Source organism: Pseudomonas sp. URMO17WK12:I7, from assembly GCF_003269045.1.
Classification (GTDB): Bacteria; Pseudomonadota; Gammaproteobacteria; order Pseudomonadales; family Pseudomonadaceae; genus Aquipseudomonas; species Aquipseudomonas putida_J.
Map to the genome: position 1 here is coordinate 13,129 of NZ_QLTL01000006.1, position 20,083 is coordinate 33,211.

A 20,083-nucleotide genomic window follows, 5' to 3' on the forward strand; every position below is an offset into this window, starting at 1 on the left:
GGAGTGCGACGCGCCTGTCTTTGTGCTTTTGCACAGCGTATCGTGCATGGCGCTGTGCCGCCGTACAAAAGCTGACACGATTAAGGATCGCTGAATGTTCGAACTGGACCATGACCTGGCGCAGGATATCGTCGATCGGGCGATGGCCATTCTGCCATGCAACGTCAACGTCATGGACAGCCAGGGGCTGATCCTCGGCAGTGGCGAGCCGGAGCGCATCAACACCCGGCATGAAGGCGCGCAACTGGTCCTGGCCAATGGCCGGGTGGTCGAACTGGACGTCGACGCGGCCAAATGCCTCAAGGGCGTGCAGCCTGGGGTGAACCTGCCGTTGATGCTCGACGGGCGCCTGATCGGCGTGCTCGGCCTGACCGGCGACCCGCAGCAACTGCGTACCTACGGCGAACTGGTGCGGATGACCGCCGAGATGCTCCTGGCGCAACGCCACCTGCAAGTCGAGCAACAGTGGCGGCGCCAGCGCTGCGACGACTTGCTGGCGTTGCTGCTCGGCGGCACGGGTGATTCGCCGCGGCTGCTGGACGAGGCCCAGCAGTTGGGCCTGAAACCCCAGTTGCCGCGGGTGCCGTGCTTGTTCGAGCTGCACTCCGGGCCGCCTGCCGAAACACTGTCGGCTTGGTTGATGAGCCGCTATCCGGAAAGCTGGTGCGTGAGCCCTTCGCGCGAGTCGCTGCTGTGGTGCCGGCCGGCGGGGCTGGTGCTGGATGAGGCACGCCTGATCGAACGCCTGCAGCGCCACGGCTGGGAGGTCGAACGCCTGGCGCTGGGCAGTGCGGCGCAGAGCCTGGAGCAATTGCGCCGGGGTTATCGAAGGGTGCGTGACTTGTTGGCTTATGGCCGTGAGGTGCTGCCCAACGTGCAGCTGCTGAGCCTCAGCCGCTATCGCTTGCCAGCCTTGCTCTGGCGCCATCGCAACGAAGACGCCCTGGATGAACTGCTGGAGCCGCTGCAGCGCATCCGCGCCCGGGATGCCAGCGGCCAACTGCTGGCCACGCTGCGCGCCTGGTGCGCGCACGATGGCCAGAGCCAGGCCTGTGCCGATGCCCTGGGAATCCACCGTAACAGCTTGCGCTACCGCCTGGAGCGCATCGCTGAACTGGGCGAAGTAGACCCGCTGCGCCTGGAAGGCATGCTGAGCTTGTACCTGGGGCTGCAACTGCTGCCGGTTGATTGACCGCCAGCAAAGGCATTTGCCCAAACAACGCTGCCGGCCTTTTGTGCATCCGACCGAGGCCGCCGCGCCAGACAACTGTCAGCATGCCAGTCATCAGGACAGGAGAATCCCCATGAAAATCGTCATCGCCCCCGACTCGTTCAAGGACAGCCTCGACGCTGCCGGTGTCGCCCGTGCCATCGCCCTTGGCCTGGCCGAGGCGTTGCCCGCTGTCGAACTGGTCGAATGCCCGATGGCTGATGGTGGCGAAGGCACCATGGAGGCGATCGTAGCTGCCAGCCATGGCGAACTGCGCCGCCAGACCGTGCGTGGGCCGCTGGGGCAACGCGTGGAAGCGGGCTGGGGCTGGCTTGCAGAAAGCCGCACCGCGGTGATCGAGATGGCCCAGGCCAGTGGTATCCAGCTGGTTCCCAGCGGCCAGCGCGATGCCTGCCGCAGCAGCACCTGGGGCACGGGCGAACTGATGGCCGCCGCGCTGGCAGCCGGGGCGCAACGTATCGTTTTGGCCATTGGCGGCAGTGCCACCAACGACGGCGGCAGCGGTATGCTGCGCGCCCTTGGCCTGCGCTTGCTGGATGCCGACGGGCAAGCGCTGGAGGAGGGTGGCCTGGCCCTGGCCCGGCTGGCCCGTATCGATGCCAGTGGCCTGGACCCGCGCTTGGCCGAAGTGCAGGTCGAAGTGGCGGCCGATGTCGACAACCCGCTGTGTGGCGCCAATGGCGCTTCGGCGATATTCGGCCCACAGAAAGGCGCCAACCCCGAGCAAGTGCAGGCGCTGGACCAGGCCCTCGGCCATTTTGCCGACCACTGTGCGCAGTTGCTGGGTGAAGACGTACGCGACTTTCCGGGGTGCGGAGCCGCCGGGGGCATGGGCTTTGCCGCCAAGGCCTTCATGGGGGCGCGCTTTCGCCCAGGCGTGGAAGTGGTCGCCGAGTTGGCCGGCTTGGACGCGCTGGTGCAAGGCGCTGACCTGGTGATTACCGGTGAAGGGCGCTTCGACGCCCAGACCTTGCGCGGCAAGACCCCAATGGGGGTCGCGCGGGTGGCAAAGCGGCACGGGGTGCCGGTGGTGGTGCTGGCGGGGACCTTGGGCGAAGGCTACCAACAGCTGTATGCCCACGGTATCGACGCGGCCTTTGCCCTGGCCAACGGGCCGATGACCCTGGAGCAGGCGTGCGCGAACGCTGCGCAGCTATTGCAGGACCGTGCCAGCGATATCGCCCGTGTCTGGCAATGCGCGAGGCAGCAGCGGTGATACGTTGCAACCCTCCAGCATTACCGGGCTTTGCAGGGTGTCGGCAAAGTGCCGCGGCGCACCCTGCTCGAGCATGGCAATGAAGCTGCCCAAGGCCGGCGAGGTATTCTCGGTATTCCAGTTCATGTACAGGCCCATGGTCGGCGTGGGCTGGCCCTTGATCGGGCGGATCGGGCGGAACTGCACGCGGTCGCGCAGCGTCGAGTAGGCAATCGATTCCGGTACCAGGGCAACGCCGAAGCCGCAGGCCACCAGCCCTACCAGGGTGTGGATCTGCGCGGCCTCCTGGACGATCCGGGGGTGGAAGCCGGCCGACTCGCACAAGGCGATCAGTTGGCCGTGATAGCCGCTGCCCAGCGCCTGTGGGGTGAAGACGAAATCCGCATCGGCAAAATCGCGCAGGTCGACCGCTGGCTGCCGCGCGCAGGGGTGATTGGCCGGCAAGGCCATGACGATCTGTTCGCTGAGTATCAGGCGGGATTCGAGGGTGTCTGACGATACGGGCAGTTTGCGCATGAAACCGACATCCGCTTCGCCCGCCATCAATGCCTTGGCCTGGGAGGCCGAGGGCATTTCGCGAATGGTCAGGCGCACGTTCGGGTAGACCTCGCGAAACTTCTTCAGGGTGCTGAGCAGCGACTCGTAATAGGCGATGGAAATGGCGGTGATGGTCAGCTTGCCGCTGATACCTTGGGACACGTTGCGCGCGTACTCGATGCCTTGCTCCAGTTCCTTGAGCGTGCGGTAGGCCGTTTCCAGAAACGCCGCACCTGCGGCGGTGAGCTTGACCGCCCGCTTGTTGCGCAGGAACAAGCTGAAGCCCAGCTTCTCTTCCAGCCGGCTGATCGCCTGGCTCAGGGGCGGCTGCGCCATGTGCAGGCGCAAGGCGGCCTTGTGAAAATGCAGCTCCTCGGCGACGGCAATGAACTGCCTGAGCAAGCGTGTCTCGATCATTGCATGTTCCTTCCATGTTCCTTCGTCGAGGTCGAGTCTGACCGGTGCCAATGGGCAGTGATATCTCAGGGATATCAAAGTTGCATGCTTTTAATATTAAGTCATTGATTTTTTTGTTGTTATCGTAAAAAGGAGAATCGGAAGGGCTCTACAATGCCAATTACAGACCCATTCAAGGGCAAAGTCGCCATCGTCACAGGCGCGGCCCAGGGCCTTGGCCTGGACTACGCCACGGCACTGGCAGCCCGCGGGGCCCGGGTCGTCATCAGTGACCTGGGCACCGATCGGTCAGGTGAAGGGCAGGACCCCACAGCCGTCAACGCGGCGCTCGACACCTTGCGCGCCAGCGGCTTCGACGTGGTCGCCCATACCGGCCAGCTGGAAAATGAAGATGCCTGTCGGCAGCTGGTGGCGCTGGCCATCGAACACTTCGGCGCACTGGACATCCTGATCCATAACGCCGGCTGGGTGGACTACCAGGGCATCGAGACTCAGCAGCAGGCATTTCTTGACCGTGCGCTGGGCATCAGCGTGCAAGCGCCGGTGTGGCTGGCCAAGCATGCCTGGAAGCACCTGAAACGCTCAGCGGCACCACGCATCGTCCTGACCACTTCCGACCGGGCTCTGTACCAGCGTTATGCGCAACCGGGGCTTGTCGCCTATGCGGCGGGCAAGATGGCCCAGGTCGGCATCATGAATGCGCTGAGCATGGAAGGGCAGGAGTACGGCATTCTGGTCAACGCCATCTCGCCCGTGGCCAAGACCCGCATGTGGGGGATCAGCCAGGCACCGGAAGAACTCAAGCCCGAGTGGGTCACGCCAGGGGTGCTGTACCTTGCCAGTGGCCTGTGCCACGACACCGGCTACATCCTGCGGGCCAGCAACGGCCAGTTCACTGCCACACGTTTCAACGAAAACAGCGGGGTCAGTTACCCGCGTGACCTGGCACGGGTCCAGGCTTCGAGCCTGGCCGAGGTGGCCGCACGCTGGAGCCGCATCAAGGAATGCCACTACGTACCGGTGAAGGTTGCCAATACCCGCGCCGACCTCGGTGAGAGCCCGGTCTGGGACGCGCAAACAGGGGCGTTGTACTTCGTTGATATCACTGGCGGGCGTATCAACCGGCTGCTGCCCGATGGCGAGGTGGAGCTGCTGTATGAGTCGGCCGCACGCATTGGCGCCTTGGCACTGACTGATCGCGGCAACCTGATCTTCACCGAAGACGCCAGTGCCGTGCTGCTCGACCTTGCTTGCGGGCGCATTCGCCAGTACTCGGTACCCGTGCATCCGCGCTCGACCTATCGCTTCAACGATGGCGCCTGCGACCCACAGGGGCGCTTTGTCACCGGCCTGATGGACGAAGCCCCGAGCGGCAAGACCGGGGCGCTGTTCCGCTTCGATGGCGAGCTCATTGACGAGGTGATCCATTGCGGCCTGGCATTGCCCAATGGTCTGGCCTGGTCGGCCGATGGCCAGACGCTGTTCTTCGTCGACTCTGTCGAGTGCAAGATCTACCGCGCCGAGTACCTGGCAGAAGGGCGACTTGAGCAGGTCAGCCTGTTCGCCGAGACCCCTGCCGAGCTGGGCCGGCCAGACGGTATCGCGCTGGACCGCGAAGGCGGGCTGTGGGTGTGCCAGTTCAATGGCAGCTGCCTGCTGCATTACGACCGCAACGGCCACCTGGTCGATCAGGTGGTGATGCCGGTGCCACGCCCGACCAGTTGCTGCTTTGGTGGCGAGAACCTCGATACCTTGTACATCACCACCGCACGCGTCGGCATGGCGCCGGCGCAGTTGCGGCATTACCCCGATGCCGGCGACCTTTATGCGATCCGCCCCGAGGTGGGCGGCATCGCCCGCTATGTCTTCAAGGAATGAGCGCCTGTCCCTGGCTGGCCGGTAACACCGCCAGTTCGCCAAAGCGTTGCGCAGCATCGATGTAGCGCAATGCCGATTTGGCGTCTTTCCAGCCTACGTAGCTCATTAGTGCCTTCAGCTCCCAGCCATTGGCGGTTGCCCAGGTGGCAAAGCCGCGGCGCAGGGAATGGCCGGTGTACAGCGCGGCGGGCACGCCGGCACGTTCCAGCATGCGCCGCAGCAGGCCGACCAGGCTGTTGCTGTTGAGCGGCCTGTCACTGAGGTTGCCCCAGCGGTCGAGCTTGCGAAACACCGGCCCGTGGGCGATGCCAGCCACTTCGAGCCACTGCAGATACGCATTGACCGGGCACAGTGTTTTCAGCGCCGGGGTGCGGTGCTGCACGCCCAATGCTTCGCGGTCGCCCTTGCTGCGCGGCAGAAACAGGGTGATGCCGACGCCGGCCTCGGCCTGGATGTGCTCCACGCGCAGGCGCGCCAGTTCATCGCCGCGAAAGCCGCGCCAGAAGCCCAGCAACAGCAAGGCGCTGTCGCGCCGGGCACGGCGCAGGGCTGGCAGGTCGTGGCATGCGCGGGCCTGGGTGGCTTCTGCCTCGAAGCGTTCGACGGCCGCTTGCAGGTGCTGCAACAACAGCGGGGCGGCCTGGCGCGGGGGCGTCGGGTGCAGGGTGCGGATGCCGCGCAGCACCTGGCGCACCAGCGGCGCTTTGGTCGGGTCGGGGAAACCCTGGCTGATGTGCCATTGGCTGAGTGCGGCAAGGCGTTGGCGCAGGGTGCTGACGGCATGCTGTTCGGCGTGGTCGGCCAGATAGCGGGCGATGCTGTCGGCAGTAGCGGGCAGGAACCCGCCCCAATGGGCCTCGAAGTGTTCGATGGCGGCCTGGTAACTGCGCCGGGTGTTGTCGCGGGTGGCGGCGCGGACGTAGCGCTCGATGTCGGTCATGGTTGGCAGGTTGGCGAGAGACAGTGACACGATAAAGCTAATTGGTTCGCCTGTCCCGGCTTCTTCGCGGCTAAAGCCGCTCCTACAAGGCCTGCGCATTCCCTGTAGGAGCGGCTTTAGCCGCGAAGAGGCCGGAACAGGAGAAACTGGATCAGCGAGGCAACGAGGCATCCATCATGCGCTGCAGCGGTGCATATTCGGCCTTGCTCACCGGCACCAGCCCGCTGGCATCCTGGGAGGCGACAAAGGCTGCCAGTGCGTCGGGGTCATCCAGCATCGCCGCGCGAATGCGTTGCCTCAATGCCGGGCACAGGCTGGCACTGAACACATAGGGGTCGTAGTAGATCGGCTGCGAACGCCATTGCACCTTGAGCGCAGCGGGGCTCAGGGCATGCCGCGCCAGGTAGGCATCGGCCCGCTCGCTGGCGACGAAGGCGGCATCCACGCGGCCATCGAGCAGCGCCTCCAGTGCCTTGTCGTGGGTCCCGGCATACACCAGCGCGCCGAAGAACTGCGGCAGCGGCGAGCCGACTTCAGCCGGGAACTCGACGCTCGGCACCAGGCTGCCCGAGGTGCTGGCCGGGTCGCTCAGGGCCACGCGCTTGCCACGCAGTTGCTCGATGTCTGCGAACCTGTCGCCACCGGTCAGTAGCAGTGCCTGGTAATGGCTGCCGGCTGGCGTATAAGGGCCCGCACTCAAGGTGAAGGTCGCGAAGGGTTCGATTCCGGGGTCGCGACGGTTGGCCAGCACATAGGACGCTGGCCCAAGCCGGGCGATATCGGCGCCGCCAGAGACGATGGCATCGACCACGCCTTCGTAAGAGGCGGCAATCACCAGTTCCACCGGCACGCCAGCGGCCTGGCTCAGGCGTAGCAGCAGCGGCTGGTGTTCGCGGACCATGTCTTCGCTGCTCTTGATCGGGATCACCGCCAGGCGCAGGCTGCGTGGCGTGCAATCGGCCAGCGCATTGTTGGCCAGCAGGCTGGCCAGCAGCAGCCCAGCCAGGGTCTTTACAACACGCATGGCTTTTCCTCGATACCGTTGAAGGGCGGGTACTCAAGCAACTGCGCTGGCGACAGCGGCCGGCTGAAGTGGTAGCCCTGGGCGATATCGCAGCCGGCGAGCTTCAGGCACACCACTTGCTCGCGGGTTTCGACGCCTTCGGCTACCACTTCCAGGCCCAGGCGCTTGGCCAGAATGATGGTCGAGGACACGATCGGGCTGTCGTCGTAGCTGTTGGACAGCGGCGCGATCAGCGAGCGGTCGATCTTCAGCTTGCTCAGCGGTAGTGACTGCAGGTGCGCGAAGCCCGCATAGCCACGGCCGAAGTCGTCCAGGCTGATGCCCAGGCCGACTGCGCGCAGGCGATGCAGGTGATCGACGGCGGTGCCTTCGGGGTCGAGGATGGTGGTTTCGGTGATCTCCAGCTCCAGGCGCTGCGGGTTGATGCCGTACAGCTGCAGCTTGGCCAGCAGGCGGGTGCTGAAGTCGGCCTGGCGCAACTGCATGGCCGAGACATTGACGGCCAGGCGTGCCTCACGGCCCTGAGCATCCCAGCGCGCCAGTTCTTCGCAGGCCAGGCGCAACACTTCCCAGCCCAGCTCGATGATGAAACCGCTGCGTTCGGCCAGGCCGATGAAACGGTCCGGGTAAAGCAGCCCGAATTCGGGGTGATCCCATCGCACCAGGGCTTCATAGCCCAGTACACGGTGGCTATCGAGGCGGATCTGTGGCTGGTAGTGCAACACGAACTGGCGCTCGGTCAGGGCCGTGCCGAAGGCCTGTTCAAGGGTGAAGGCCTGGATGTCGGAAAGGTTCAGCGAGGGGTCGAAGAAGCGGTACTGGGCACGGCCGGCCTGTTTCGCCGAGTACATGGCGGCATCGGCGCAGCGGATCAGGCTGTCGATGTCCTGGCCATCTCGCGGGCAGATGCTGACACCGACACTGGGGCTGGTGTTGACCTCCTGGCCGTCGAGGGCATACGTGGCCGAGAGCTTCTGCACCAGCGTGCGCACCCAGCTGTTGATCTGCGCCTCGCTGCGTTCGCCGGCCAGCAGCACCACGAATTCGTCACCGCCAAAGCGCGAGGCTTCGTCGCCAGGCTCGAGCAGGCGCTGGATGCGCCCGGCCACGGCCTGCAGCAGGAGGTCGCCAATCTTGTGCCCGAGCGAGTCGTTGATCGACTTGAAACGGTCCATGTCGATGAACAGGATCGCCATCAGGCGGCGCTTGCCGCGCTGGCGGGTGAGCGCCTGCCCGGCGACGTCGACGAACTGGCGGCGGTTGTGCAGGCCGCTGAGGTGGTCGGTGGCGGCGGCGTGGCTGCTGCGCCGGTGTTCGTCCTCCAGGCGGCCGATCAATTGCTGGTTGACCTGCTGCGCGTGCTCCAGGGCGCTGAACGCCTCCTGGCGCTTGCGCAGCAGGCGCAGGGTCCAGGCCAGGCTGACGATGATCATCAGGGTCATGCTCAGGTTCAGCCAGAACTGCCGCGAAAAGGCCAGCGCGGAAGGGGCAAGAATCTCGTCATAGCGCTGGCTGACCACCACGCTGAAGCCGCGCTCGGGCACGCGCCGGTACAGGCTCTGGTAAGGCACTCCGGCAGCGTACTGGGTCAACTGCCCAGCGTCGTCGGCATCGGCCATGTCTGGCTCGAAGCTGTCGCCAGCCACCACCACGCCACTGGTGTCGATGCGCAGGCGCTCCTGGCCATCGTCCTGGAGCAGGCGCATCAAGCCGCTGTGGCCGAGGTCGATGTGCTGGAACAGCACCGCCAGGTAGCCGATATCGAGCTGCACCACGAGAATGTTGTCGATCTCGCGGCCTGGCAGGTCGGTCAATGGCAGCAGGAATGGCAGGCGCCAGTGGGGCATGGTCGATGCCGAAGTGTCTGGGGTGGCCCGGGGCAGGAAAGGTTTGAAACCGTAGTGGGCGACATGCACCTGCAATTGCTTCAGCCAGTCGCTAGGCAGTGTTGCAGGTTCATCGCTGTGGCTGGTGGAAAGCAGCCGGCCCTGGCGGTCGTACAGGCTCATGCGCTTGAACACCGGGTCTTCGGCCAGCAGCCTGGCCAGGCTCAGGCTGCCCTGGCGCAGCGACTTCATGTCGTCCTGGGTCACCCGGCCCACGGCCTGGGCGCGGTCGACCAGCTGGCGCAGGCTTTCGGCAACGATGCTGGCCAGGTTCAGGTGCTCGGCCGCCTTGGCTGCCAGCGCATCCTGGCGCGAGGCGGCTTTCTGGGTGACGTGAAGCCCCCAGAGGAAGGTCAGGGTGGCGGCACAGAGCATCAGGATCAACAGGCGCAGGAGGCCTGCGGAGGAGAGAGAGCGGCGTATCACTGCTGGTATTCCCGACCCTGGGTGATGGTCGAAAAATACGACAGACAGATGACAACCTCATGACTAATGGCTAATTGCCTCTAAGGCTTTCCCCGGTCAGCCAGGGGCGCCTGTATGCGTGAAGTTTCTTCCTGCAGGTAAGTGATCAGCGCAGTGACCTCGGTATCGCCCAGGCGCATGTTGGGCATGGCCAGGCGGTTGTACTGTTCGTAGAGCAGGGTGGCTAGCGGTTCCTTCTCGGCCAGCATCTGGTCAGGCTCCTTCAGCCAGCGTATCAGCCAGCTGGGGTCGCGTTGCTGGGTCACGCCCAGCAGGTCGGGGCCGATGCCGGGTCGGCCGGGTTCGCTGTTGCCCACGGTGTGGCACGAGGAGCAGCGGGTACGGAAGATCTGTTCGCCACTGCTGGGCGGGCGGATTTCCGGTGCGCTGGCGTAGTCGTTGGCCATGTCGCTGGCCTGTTTCCAGTTGTGCAGGCTGTTGCCCAGGCGGTCGGCGAGGATGTACGGGCTTTCGAAGGGCGAGGCCTTCATCCAGCGGCCAGTGGCCTGGTTGCCGATGATCAGGCTCAGGTTGTGGTCCTTGGAACGGCCGTTCTCCAGGCCTTCGATATACAGGCCCAGGCGCCGGCGCAGCTGTTCGATATCGCCTGGTTCGCCCGTGAGCAGGGTCCAGCCGGGGCCGATGCCGAACTTCTCGGCGTAGCGCTTGAGGGTGGTGGGGGTGTCGTTGTAAGGGTCGATGCTGATGGAGTAGAGGAAGATGTCCTTGCCGATCCGGTCACCGAGGATTTTCTGTACCTGGCGCAGGCGGGCGGTTTCCACCGGGCAGGAGTCGGAGCAGCCGGTGAAGATGAAGTTGATCGCCACCACCTTGTCCTTGATCAGGTCGTCGAAGAACCGCACCTTCTTGCCGTCCTGGGTCACCAGCGGGGTGTTGGGGAAGTAGTTGGCGCCCCACGGTGTGCTGGCCTCGACCGAGGGTGCCGACTGTGCTGGCTTGATCGGCCAGTAATGAGTACCGGCGGCGAACAGGGTGAGGGCAAGTAGAACACGCCATGACATGGCCATGATGCGATCCTCTTTCTGCTTGTGTGGTGATGGACGGCCTCATCGCCGGCTAGCTCGCTACCACAGGCGCTGCGCATCGCTCTGAACCTGCGCTGTACCTGTGGCAGCCGGCTTGCCGGCGATGGGCCGCAGAGCGGCCCCGCTGTTACTTGATGCTGATGGGTGCCGTCACGCTCTGGCCCAGTGCCGACTTCACGGTGATTGTCGCCGGTGTCGCCGGGCCGTTGCCGGTGGTGCTCACCGACAACCGCCAGCGCGCTCCGCTGGATGCCGCCGTCAGCGTCGCCGTACCCAGGTTCAGCGGGCCACTGGTGGTGGCTGCGGTCACCGTGATGCTGTTGCCGCTGGCCACCGAGGTGGTGCCGGAAATGTCCCAGGTGTAGCGGTTGTTGCTGCGCACCTGCACCACGGCACTGCTGACCTCGATCTGGTCCGCCACCACCGCGGGGCCTACCGCGACACTGACCGTTGCCTGGTTCAGCGAATCGGCGCCCTTGGCGTCACGCGCGGTGTAGTTGAAGCTGGCGGTGAACGGGGTGTCGACCGTCGCCGGCGGCGTGTAGGTCACGGTGGTGCCGTCGGTGCTGACCGAGCCCTTGCCCGAGTCCGGCTGGCTGAGGCCCTTGACGGTAAGCGGCAGGTTGCCTTCGGGGTCGGTGTCGTTGGCCAGCACGTTGATCACGATCGGTTTGCCCGCTGTGGTCGCTGCGCTGTCGTTCACCGCCACCGGTGGCTTGTTGGCCGGGTCCGTGCTGTTGTTGCTGGCGGTACGGAAGGTCGGCAGGCCCACCGAGGCCATGTATTGCACGCCATCCCAACCCGGCAATGGAGTCGGCATCACCTGGAATTGCCCAGGGTGTTCGATGTCCCAGCGCAGCAGCATCGAGCTGTCTTCGTGCTGGGTGTTGTGGCAGTGCTCCATGTAGGTACCGGCGAACTCACGGAAGCGGATGGCCATTTCCACTTCGCTTGAGGAGTCAGCATCCGGGCCGATGCGGTAGACGTCCTTGCGCGCCCATTTTTCCCATTCCGGTGGAGCCTTGCCGTCACGGCTGAGGACCACGCCTTCTTCGAAGTGCACATGCACCGGGTGGCTCCAGCCGCTGCCGCCGTTCTTGATCTTCCACACTTCCAGGGTGCCGTCGCCACTGAAGCCACCTTGGGTCGCTTCGCTGGCCAGTTGCGTGGCGGCAGAGATGCGCCGTGGGTCCATGCTATAGCCGAAGCCACCGTCGGTCTTGATGGTCCAGGGGGTGGTGTCGGTACCGTCGGAGCGGCCGAAGGTGAACTCGCGGTGGCGGGCCGCCTTGATCTTGGCCTGGTCGGCCACGGCATTGCGGTCGATGGTCAGCGGGATCATTTTGAGGCCTTCAGCCTTGCCCGGTTTGGCCGGTTCATAGGCACTCGGGTCCATGCTGACATCGGTGCCGCTGTAGGGCTGCACGACCAGTTGCAGGAACTTGCCGACCACCGGGTCGCCTTTGTCCCATTCAGGCCCGTTGCTGGTCTGCTTGATCACTGCCTTGTACTTCTCGGACAGCACGTCGGCCAGCGAGATGGGTTGTTTCGGGCCCTTGCCGGTCTCATGCTCCATGATGTTGACGAAGTACAGTTTGTCGCCGACCTTGATGCCATTCTTGGCGAAGTTGATGATGATGTCGTAACGCTCGGCGATGCCTTGCAGTGGCAGGATGCCGTTGTTGTCGTCGGTCTTGCCGTCGCCGTTGAGGTCCATGGTGCCGTCGAATGGCACGGCGTGTTCCATGATGTTGCCGTCGTTGGCGATCATGTGGAACGGCACGCGGGCGTAAGACACGTTGGAGCCGGACGGGCCCTTGAACTCACCACCGTTGCCTGCAATTTCACGGACCACCGCGAACTTGAAGTAGCGCGACACCGAGCCGTTGAGGATGCGGAAGCGGTAGCTGCGGGCGCGCACCTTGAGCTTGGGCTGGTACTGCCAGTTGACCAGCACCTGGTCACCGAGGAAGCCGTCGGTGTTGAACGGGTTGAACCACAGCTGGCCGTTCTGATCCCAGGCCTTGTCAGCGATCACCAGGTTGACGTCGTAGTCGCGGTTGCCCCACGGCATGGCCGAACCGCTCGGAAAGCGCAGGTTGACGCCGTCCTGCAGCGCTTCGTTGCCGCGGTCGATGGCGCTGTAGTAGTTCATCATCACGGCGTTGCCCTTGTAGACGTTCTGCGCCGTGAAATCCATCATGTGGTCGTGGAACCAGTGGGTACTCATGGTTTCGTGCCAGTCCCCACGAATCTTGATGCTGCCGTTCTCGCAGGTCTTCAGCCCAGGGCTTGCGTCGTTGACGAACAGGGTTTCGCCGGGCGAGCAGGGGAAGGCGGCACGCGGGTCTTCGGCACGGGTGTTGATGGTGTCGTAGCCCGCCAACTGGATCGGCCAGCGGTAGTCATAGTACTGCCCAGGGAAGAAGTAGGCGTTGGCGAAGCCATCGCTCTCGGCCGGGGAGTGTCCGTTGTGCTCGTGGGTGGAAATGGTGTGCAGGCCAAAGCCTGCGTTGGCCGCCGGGTCGATGGGCAGCGCGTTGTAGTGGCGCATCAGCACCGGCTGGCCATAGCGGACCATCAGCAGCTTCGGCGGGAAGGTGCCGTCGAAGGTCCACAGCGATTTGTGGTTCTGCTGCGGGAAATTCGGGTGGAAGCGGGGGTCGATGCCCTTGGTGGTGCCGAGGGTGGTGGGGATGTCCGAGGTCTGGTAGTACAGGCCGCCCGGCGCGAACTCGCCGACGGCATAGTTGTGCAACTGCTTGCGGTCACGCAGCCCCTGGTTGATGCGCGCACCGGCCTGCGCCGTCTTGAACGCCGCCTGGGGGTAGAATTCGTTCCAGCGCTGGTGTGCCCAGCCTTTTCCTGGTGGCCGGCCTTCTGCTGGCGAGCCGACCGAGTTGCGGTTGAGGAACAGCTCGATCTGCGCCTTCCACGGGTTGCGGTCGAGGGTGTTGGCGTACTGGGTCGGGAACGGGAATAGGCCCGGTTGCTTGAGGAAGGCTTCCAAGGCGTTGCCATTCGGGCTGCTGCGGGCCACCACGTCCGGGTCTTGCGCAGGGGCTGCGCCCAGTGTGGGGACCGGGAAGGTCAGGGTAGGGGGTGGCAGGTTGGGGTCGAGTTTCTCCGGGCCGAATTCCTCGAACAGCAGCAGTTGCTGGGTGAACGGCTGGGCGCCGAACAACGGGCTCGGCTTGCCGTTGGTAGGGTAATTGCGTGACGTCTGCAAGGCAGGCGGCAGCACGTTGTCGACGCGGTTGCTCGTGCGAGTGCCGTATACCCCGTTTTGCAGTTCCAGGGCGCCTTCGTTGGCCTCGGGCAAGGTGAACAGGTTAAGCAGCGCCGGGGCTGGGTCAGCCGGCTGGTCATCGTAATGCGACGGGTCCGTCGGCGGTGGCTGGCTGACATCATCCAGCGAGGAGGCCATGGCTGAGATCAGTCCGAGGCTGAGCATCAGCGCGGTTACGGCGGACAATTTGAAGGCGTGGCTGTTGGGGTGGATCACGGCAGGGTTTTTCATTGCCTGGTGCCTCGCTCACGGCTAAATGGCTACGGGCCATCAATGGCGTATTGCCGGTTTTTCAAGGCCTGAGCAACGGATGTGCCAACAGATGTTTCCGTAATGCTTTGTTATACAAATCCTTGTGGCGCCTGAGGCGCGCAAAATAATGGGGTGTCAAAGAGCGGGTGTAGGCCCCCGAAACTGGGCAGGGCTTGGCCCAACTCCGGTGATGGGAATGGTGACAATGGGTGATTGGGGCTGTATACCTGTTACCCACCAAGGGGAGCCCGGCAACGGGCTGAGAAACCGCTGGCAACTGCAGCGCGGTGACCCTTCGAACCTGATCCGGATCATGCCGGCGAAGGGATGGGACTACCGACCTGCCTTTTTGCCGGCCTCATTGCGAGGCCACATCATGCCCAGCCGCTACGGTCTCGCTGTCATGCCCAAGGGGGGCAGCAACATGACCGAACGCTTCAGCGAAACCCTTCAACGCCAGAACCAACCCACCTGGTCTGCCGCCGTTGGCCACCGCTTCGTCACCGAACTTTGCGCGGGCAGCGTGGCCGACCCGATCATGGTCCGCTACCTGGTCCAGGACCACCGCTTTCTCGACAGCTTCCTGACCTTGCTCGGCGCCGCGATCGCCACGGCCGACACCTTTGAAGCCCGCCTGCGCTTCGGCCGCTTCGCAGGGATGATCTCCAGCGACGAAAACACCTATTTCCTGCGTGCGTTCGAGGCCCTGGATGTCAGCCCGGCGCAACGCACCGAGCCCGCAGACACTGCACCTACCGCCGGCTTCAAGGCCATCATGCGCGAGGCCGCCGCTACCCGTTCCTATGCTGCCGCACTGGCCGTTCTCAACGTTGCCGAAGGCCTTTATCTGGACTGGGCCCTCAAGGCACCCAAGCCGTTACCTGCCAACTTCGTCTATGCCGAATGGATCACCCTGCACGACAACCCGGCATTCTGTGATTTTGTTGCCTTCCTGAAGGCCGAACTGGACCGGGTAGGCCCACAGGAGGCGGCATTGGCCAGTGATTTTTACGCCCGCACCGTGGCGCTGGAGCTGGCCTTCTTCGACGCCGTCTACACCGAGGAGGCTTGAGCATGGATATTTTCGAGCGCTTGAAGGCTGCTACTGCCGGGCAGTGGAGCCGCTATGTCGACCACGACTTCGTGCGGCAGATGGGTGAGGGCACGCTGCCAGAGGAAGCTTTCCGTACTTACCTGATCCAGGACTACCTGTTCCTCATCCAGTTCGCCCGCGCCTGGGCACTGGCCGCCTACAAGAGCCGCCTTCCGGCGGATATCCGCGCTGCCCAGGCGGGCCTGGCGGCAATTCTCGACGAGACCGAGCTGCACCTGCGCTTGTGCGCGCGCTGGGGGTTGTCGCAGGCCGACATCCAGGCAGCGCCGGAACACCAGGCGACCGTGGCTTACACCCGCTACGTGCTCGACTGCGGCGCGGCGGGTGATTTGCTTGAACTGCATGCGGCGTTGGCGCCGTGCGTGATCGGGTACGCCGAGATCGGCCGCACGCTGGCAGCGCGCATCGGGGACTTGAGCGACCACCCGTACCGGGAGTGGATTGGCGAGTATGCCGGCGAGGCTTACCAGGGCGTGGCGGCAGCGGCGCGCAAGCACCTGGATGAACTGGCGGCGCGGAGCATGACCGAGCAGCGGTTTGTAGAGCTGGCACAGATCTTTGGCCAGGCTTCGCGGCTGGAGGCTGATTTCTGGCAGATGGGGCTGGATGGCGCTGCCTGAGGCCAGGCTATTCATTCGGGCTTTTGCATTGAAGTCTTGTGAATCGCCGTGCACATGTACCGTACGGCGATCCGGTCGCGCTCAGGCAGGGTGCGGAAGTGGTCGATGAGGTTGACCTCTTCCTTGTTCAGCCGGCGCAGGAATAGCCGTGGGTTGAATGACGTGAAAATACGAAGTCTGCGGACAAGAGGAGAATCGATTGCCATAGAATCGCCTTGCTTGATTGTGGGCTCGTCCGTGAGATTTCCCTACTTTGTCAGTGGATAAAGGCAAAGTCCAGCTACCGGGGTCTAGGTTTTGGGCGGTTTTTCCAGGCGCAGCACGCTTCATGTGAGTTGCCGCTGTTGCATATTTGAAAATATTCGGTCCCGCAGTTGGTACATTCCGTTTTCCCGTACGTACTAAGTCTAGGGCCCGGGGGCGCCGCCGAGCATGGGAGGGCTGGCGGCGAAACCGGGGGACGCGGCCAGGCAGAGGGCGGCCAGGCAGGTCGCGGCAATGCGTTGAACAAAGGTAAGCATGATGCGTCTCCTCGATTCTTCGGCCTTCGGATGAAGGTGAGGAATATACGGAGCAGCAGCCCGAATGGATGCATCACAACGACGTTATTTTTCCCTGGGCGATGACGGGACCGGTCGGCAGCCCGGTCGGCGAGCCGTTCAGCGGTTCAAGTGACACCGCCAGCACCGCGCCGTCGGTCAACGCATCAGCCAGTTCCGAGGGCACGGCCAAGGCTGTGGCGGCGTTGTCCGGCAGCAGGCCAAGCGAATGCGCTGTGCCATCGCCACCGATCAGCCAGGCCTGGGCACTACGATTCTGCCAGGTGGCGGTTTGGGTGGGGACGAACAGCACGCTGGCTCCACCGGCTTGAACCGTCGCGGCAAACAGCGTGATCCCGTCGCTCTGCTCCAGGCGGGCAAGCATTGCGGGCGGCGCTGGAGGGGGCGGCCGCAGCAGCGTGATCACGCTTGCCAGCAAGCCGGCCGCCAGAGCCGCCGAGGTCCAACGCCAGAACCCGAGGCCGCCCCACCAGGCCGCTCGTTCTCTCGGCTGCTGGCTGCCAGCAGGGAACAACTGCGCCTCGATCGCCTGCCAGACATGCGCTGGCGGGCTGGCCTCGGGCAGCTCATCGAGCCAGCAGGCAAAGTGAGACTGCCACGCGGCAATTGCCGCTTGAGCACTCGGGTCCTGCGCAGCCATGGCCTCGACCTGAGCGCGGTCCTCGGCGCTGAGCACGCCCAGCACGTTTTCGGCAATCAACTGATCGCGTTCGTCGGATGGCACGCCTTGCTCGTTCATAGGCCCGGGCACCCACGCAAGACCAGCAGCCCGCGACGGATCCAGCTTTTCATGGTACCCAGCGGGATGCTGTGGCGTTCGGCCAGCTCGGCATACGAGCAGCCCTCGAAGAATGCCACGCGGATATAGCGTTGCTGATCCTCCGCCAGCGTTGCCAGGCAGCGATCGATCCCATTGCCCTGGCGTTCGCGCTCGACGCTGTCGATGACCGTGTCCTTGGCAACCCATTGCGTGGCGGCTTTGAGTGGCTCGTGTACACGCCGGGCGCGGCGTCGGTCGATGGCCTTGTGCCGAGTGATGGTCGCAAGCCATGTGTAGGCACTGGCGAGCCCGGGGTCGAAACTGGAAGCCTTGAGCCAGATACTGGTGTAGACCTCCTGCAGCACTTCTTCTGCCTCGGCGCGATTGCCCAGGTAGTACAGGCAGATCCCGAACAGTCAGGCCGAAGTGGCGCGGTACAGGGTTTCGAAGGCCAGCCGGTTACCGCTGCCGCAGACCTGCAGCAGCACATCTTGTGCCTGGGCCTCGGTTTCCCCTGCGGTGGGATCCTCGGTGTTCGGTCTGATAGGCAAAGGGGGCGGTCTCCTGCGGCGCATTCATCCACTCTAGCCTGCTTTGCAAGTGCTGCCCGGGTGGCCCTGGCGCAGTTTTTTTCAATTCGGTGCATCCAGTCCACCCGTTGGCGGGTATTGCTTATGGGCGGCCTCTGTCTGCCCAGCCAAATGACCTGTCAGGAGCACTACCCCATGAGCCTCAAACCCTACGCCTGCCTTTTCGCCTGCAGCATCGCCCTGGCGCTGCAACCCGTTCACGCCCAATCCGCACTGCCAGATGCGGTCAAGGTCCCCGATGGCCATCGCGTCCTGCTCGAGACCGTAGGCGTCGGCGAGATCACCTACGAGTGCCGCGACAAGGCCAACACCCCCGGCCAGACCGAATGGACCTTCGTCGGCCCCAAGGCCGTGCTCAATGACCGTGCCGGCAAACAGGTAGGCGATTACTACGGCCCACCCGCCACCTGGCAGGCCAAGGACGGATCGAAAGTCACCGGCACCCAGCTGGCGGTGGCTCCCGCAGACAAAGGCGCCATACCCTATCAACTGGTCAAGGCCAACCCGGCCGAAGGCAATGGCGCCATGCAAGGGGTCAGCTACATCCAGCGCCTGGCCACCCGCGGCGGCGTGGCGCCGGCCAGCGACTGCACGGCGCAGAACAAAGGTGCCAAGCAGGTCGTCCAGTACCAGGCCGACTATGTGTTCTGGACAGCCAAGTAAGACGCACTTGAGCAGACACCTTGCAATCGTTCATCTACGCTCGTTGGCAAGCCCCCGGCTGGATGGCCGGGGTACCTTGCATGACACAAGGAAGCTGCACACGTTGAACTCGCCTGTCTCCCCCTTCGACTTCCACCGCTGCCTGCTGGCCTGCGCACAGGGCGACCGGCGCGCCCTGCAGGCGCTTTACGACCACGAAGGCGCGCGTCTGCTGGGCGTTGCCCGGCGCATCGCGCGTGACGACGCCAGCGCAGAAGACATCGTCCACGATGCATTCATCCGTATCTGGACCCGCGCCGCCAGTTTCGACCCGACACGTGGCTCGGCGCGCGGCTGGATCTACAGCATCACCCGCCACCTGGCACTGAATTCGATCCGTGATACCCGCCGTGAAACCGTGCTGGACGAAGCCGATATCGATACGACTCCGACACTGCACGGGGGACTCGATGACATTGACCTCTGGTCAGGGTCGGCGAAGATCTACCGTTGCCTCGAAAAACTGCAGCCTGCCCCGCAGCGTTGCATCCTGCACGCCTATGTGGACGGCTGCAGCCACGCCGAAATCGCCGGGTTGCTGGGGGCGCCATTGGGCACCGTCAAAGCCTGGATCAAGCGCAGCCTCAAAGCATTGCGGGAGTGCCTGGAATGAAGCCGGATACTGCCGAGGAACTAGACGAACTCGCCGGCGAGTTCGTGCTAGGAACCCTGTCGCCACAGCAACACGCCACAGTGACCGATCGCCTGGGCAGCGATCCGGCTTTGCGAGCCGCCGTGGATGCCTGGGAGGCACGTTTGCTGGAGCTGACCGCGCTGGCTGCACCGCAGCCACCGAGCGCCCGCCTGTGGGGCCGTATCCAGCGCAGTCTGAATGAGCTGGCTGCGCCCGCCGTACAACAGCCAGTCAAATGGTGGCGACGCCTCGGCCTGTGGCAAGGGCTGAGTGCTGCGGGGCTGGCTGCAAGCGTGGTCCTGGCGTTTACCTTGCTTACTGCGCCCCCGCCCACCACTCAATTCGTGGTGGTATTGGTGGCGCCGAGCAGCCAGACCGCCGGCTGGGTGGTGCAGGCCAGCGACAGCCGCATGATCGAGCTGATCCCGCTTGGCCAGGATGCGGTCCCCGAAGGCATGGCCCTTCAGTTCTGGACCAAGGGCGAACAGTGGCAAGCACCGGTTTCGCTGGGCCTGGTGAAGCCCGGAGAGCCCTATCGTGTTCCGTTACAGAGCCTGCCACCGCTAGAGGCCAACCAGTTGTTCGAACTGACATTGGAGAAATCCGGCGGTTCGCCTACCGGGCTGCCGATGGGGCCGGTGAAGTTCATTGGTCGCGCGGTAAAAGTGATTTGACCAAAAAGGTCTACAACCACTGACCGCTATGAGTCGATAGAGCTCGTCCACGACGGTCAGCTTTCGACCCATTGCGGACATTCGCGAAGGGCAATAAACGGCCTATAGCGCCCCTTCGACCATATTGCTCGATGAGTATTCATGGCGCACTTCGATACAGACATGGCCTAGTTCGAAGTTACCATCTTGGCCCTATGGGGCTAATCCAAGCGTAGCTAGAGTGGGCTTCAATAAACATCCACCCACTG

The 20,083-nt window shown here is 64.2% G+C and carries 18 protein-coding genes, 1 pseudogene and 1 riboswitch; of the genes and pseudogenes, 9 read left to right on the top strand and 10 right to left on the bottom strand.

Features of this window, described 5'->3' with window-relative positions; all coding sequences use genetic code 11:
- The first annotated feature begins 94 nt into the window (after positions 1-94).
- Positions 95-1,192, top strand: a complete 1,098-nt coding sequence (locus H040_RS09475) for a sugar diacid recognition domain-containing protein (RefSeq protein WP_027917233.1) — start codon at positions 95-97, stop codon at positions 1,190-1,192.
- Between the two features lie 112 nt (positions 1,193-1,304).
- Entirely contained in the window at positions 1,305-2,447 is a 1,143-nt protein-coding gene (locus H040_RS09480) for a glycerate kinase (protein WP_027917234.1), read from the top strand.
- Here H040_RS09480 and H040_RS09485 read toward each other — a convergent pair.
- On the bottom strand, positions 2,385-3,401 hold the full coding sequence (locus H040_RS09485; RefSeq protein ID WP_050437164.1) for a LysR family transcriptional regulator: 1,017 nt from the start codon (positions 3,399-3,401) through the stop codon (positions 2,385-2,387). The two genes, H040_RS09480 and H040_RS09485, sit on opposite strands and share 63 nt — an antisense overlap.
- A 153-nt stretch (positions 3,402-3,554) precedes the next feature.
- On the opposite strand from H040_RS09485, the pseudogene H040_RS27685 reads away from it, so the two are divergent.
- Positions 3,555-4,169 (top strand): annotated as a pseudogene (locus H040_RS27685) (SDR family NAD(P)-dependent oxidoreductase); the annotation flags it as partial.
- The gene (locus H040_RS27690) at positions 4,170-5,279 is read left to right on the top strand and encodes an SMP-30/gluconolactonase/LRE family protein (protein ID WP_256208027.1); all 1,110 of its coding nucleotides are present in this window, start codon (positions 4,170-4,172) and stop codon (positions 5,277-5,279) included.
- Here the strand turns inward: H040_RS27690 and H040_RS09495 are convergent.
- The 5 genes from H040_RS09495 to H040_RS09515 all read right to left on the bottom strand — a co-directional run bounded on the left by H040_RS09495 (position 5,269) and on the right by H040_RS09515 (position 14,160).
- Complete coding sequence (locus tag H040_RS09495; protein ID WP_081784233.1) at positions 5,269-6,249, bottom strand: site-specific integrase; 981 nt, start codon at positions 6,247-6,249, stop codon at positions 5,269-5,271. The two genes, H040_RS27690 and H040_RS09495, sit on opposite strands and share 11 nt — an antisense overlap.
- Positions 6,250-6,370: 121 nt before the next feature.
- Complete coding sequence (locus H040_RS09500; RefSeq protein WP_027917237.1) at positions 6,371-7,243, bottom strand: phosphate/phosphite/phosphonate ABC transporter substrate-binding protein; 873 nt, start codon at positions 7,241-7,243, stop codon at positions 6,371-6,373.
- A complete protein-coding gene (locus H040_RS09505; protein WP_027917238.1) occupies positions 7,231-9,555 on the bottom strand; it encodes a putative bifunctional diguanylate cyclase/phosphodiesterase in 2,325 nt (774 codons plus the stop codon). The genes H040_RS09500 and H040_RS09505 overlap by 13 nt, the downstream gene beginning before the upstream one ends.
- 80 nt (positions 9,556-9,635) lie before the next feature.
- Positions 9,636-10,622: an SCO family protein gene (locus tag H040_RS09510; RefSeq protein WP_027917239.1), complete on the bottom strand. Its 987-nt coding sequence runs from the start codon at positions 10,620-10,622 to the stop codon at positions 9,636-9,638.
- A 145-nt stretch (positions 10,623-10,767) separates the two neighbouring features.
- On the bottom strand, positions 10,768-14,160 hold the full coding sequence (locus H040_RS09515; protein WP_027917240.1) for an Ig-like domain-containing protein: 3,393 nt from the start codon (positions 14,158-14,160) through the stop codon (positions 10,768-10,770).
- 251 nt (positions 14,161-14,411) lie between these two features.
- Positions 14,412-14,526, top strand: a riboswitch (TPP riboswitch).
- 79 nt (positions 14,527-14,605) lie between these two features.
- On the opposite strand from H040_RS09515, the gene H040_RS09520 reads away from it, so the two are divergent.
- Positions 14,606-15,253: a TenA family protein gene (locus H040_RS09520; RefSeq protein ID WP_027917241.1), complete on the top strand. Its 648-nt coding sequence runs from the start codon at positions 14,606-14,608 to the stop codon at positions 15,251-15,253.
- Positions 15,250-15,915 (top strand): thiaminase II, encoded by a 666-nt coding sequence (gene tenA, locus H040_RS09525; RefSeq protein WP_027917242.1) that lies wholly within the window; start codon positions 15,250-15,252, stop codon positions 15,913-15,915. Before H040_RS09520 ends, tenA begins: the two co-directional genes overlap by 4 nt.
- Before the next feature lie 11 nt (positions 15,916-15,926).
- Here tenA and H040_RS09530 read toward each other — a convergent pair whose 3' ends face one another.
- The 4 genes from H040_RS09530 to H040_RS27695 all read right to left on the bottom strand — a co-directional run bounded on the left by H040_RS09530 (position 15,927) and on the right by H040_RS27695 (position 17,786).
- The gene (locus tag H040_RS09530; RefSeq protein WP_033695965.1) at positions 15,927-16,121 is read right to left on the bottom strand and encodes a hypothetical protein; all 195 of its coding nucleotides are present in this window, start codon (positions 16,119-16,121) and stop codon (positions 15,927-15,929) included.
- A 388-nt stretch (positions 16,122-16,509) separates the two neighbouring features.
- A complete protein-coding gene (locus tag H040_RS09535; RefSeq protein WP_050437165.1) occupies positions 16,510-17,214 on the bottom strand; it encodes an anti-sigma factor in 705 nt (234 codons plus the stop codon).
- Positions 17,211-17,651, bottom strand: a complete 441-nt coding sequence (locus tag H040_RS09540; RefSeq protein WP_081784234.1) for a sigma-70 family RNA polymerase sigma factor — start codon at positions 17,649-17,651, stop codon at positions 17,211-17,213. The genes H040_RS09535 and H040_RS09540 overlap by 4 nt, the downstream gene beginning before the upstream one ends.
- Positions 17,652-17,786, bottom strand: a complete 135-nt coding sequence (locus H040_RS27695) for a hypothetical protein (RefSeq protein ID WP_256208018.1) — start codon at positions 17,784-17,786, stop codon at positions 17,652-17,654.
- 174 nt (positions 17,787-17,960) lie between these two features.
- Here H040_RS27695 and H040_RS09545 point away from each other — a divergent pair, with 174 nt between their 5' ends.
- The 3 genes from H040_RS09545 to H040_RS09555 all read left to right on the top strand — a co-directional run bounded on the left by H040_RS09545 (position 17,961) and on the right by H040_RS09555 (position 19,835).
- Entirely contained in the window at positions 17,961-18,488 is a 528-nt protein-coding gene (locus H040_RS09545; protein ID WP_027917244.1) for a DUF3455 domain-containing protein, read from the top strand.
- Between the two features lie 103 nt (positions 18,489-18,591).
- Positions 18,592-19,140, top strand: coding sequence for a sigma-70 family RNA polymerase sigma factor (locus tag H040_RS09550; RefSeq protein ID WP_027917245.1), 549 nt, complete (start codon positions 18,592-18,594; stop codon positions 19,138-19,140).
- Positions 19,137-19,835, top strand: coding sequence for an anti-sigma factor (locus tag H040_RS09555; RefSeq protein WP_027917246.1), 699 nt, complete (start codon positions 19,137-19,139; stop codon positions 19,833-19,835). Before H040_RS09550 ends, H040_RS09555 begins: the two co-directional genes overlap by 4 nt.
- Positions 19,836-20,083 lie beyond the last annotated feature (248 nt).

Bases quoted from the DNA above. Each gene is read 5' to 3' on its own strand.
- H040_RS09485 (WP_050437164.1), bottom strand. From the start codon at position 3,401: ATGATCGAGACACGCTTGCTCAGGCAGTTCATTGCCGTCGCCGAGGAG.
- H040_RS09515 (WP_027917240.1), bottom strand. From the start codon at position 14,160: ATGAAAAACCCTGCCGTGATCCACCCCAACAGCCACGCCTTCAAATTG.
- H040_RS09480 (WP_027917234.1), top strand. From the start codon at position 1,305: ATGAAAATCGTCATCGCCCCCGACTCGTTCAAGGACAGCCTCGACGCT.
- H040_RS09530 (WP_033695965.1), bottom strand. From the start codon at position 16,121: ATGGCAATCGATTCTCCTCTTGTCCGCAGACTTCGTATTTTCACGTCA.
- H040_RS09510 (WP_027917239.1), bottom strand. From the start codon at position 10,622: ATGGCCATGTCATGGCGTGTTCTACTTGCCCTCACCCTGTTCGCCGCC.
- H040_RS09475 (WP_027917233.1), top strand. From the start codon at position 95: ATGTTCGAACTGGACCATGACCTGGCGCAGGATATCGTCGATCGGGCG.
- H040_RS09535 (WP_050437165.1), bottom strand. From the start codon at position 17,214: ATGAACGAGCAAGGCGTGCCATCCGACGAACGCGATCAGTTGATTGCC.
- H040_RS09545 (WP_027917244.1), top strand. From the start codon at position 17,961: ATGAGCCTCAAACCCTACGCCTGCCTTTTCGCCTGCAGCATCGCCCTG.
- H040_RS09520 (WP_027917241.1), top strand. From the start codon at position 14,606: ATGACCGAACGCTTCAGCGAAACCCTTCAACGCCAGAACCAACCCACC.
- H040_RS09555 (WP_027917246.1), top strand. From the start codon at position 19,137: ATGAAGCCGGATACTGCCGAGGAACTAGACGAACTCGCCGGCGAGTTC.
- H040_RS09500 (WP_027917237.1), bottom strand. From the start codon at position 7,243: ATGCGTGTTGTAAAGACCCTGGCTGGGCTGCTGCTGGCCAGCCTGCTG.
- H040_RS27690 (WP_256208027.1), top strand. From the start codon at position 4,170: ATGTGGGGGATCAGCCAGGCACCGGAAGAACTCAAGCCCGAGTGGGTC.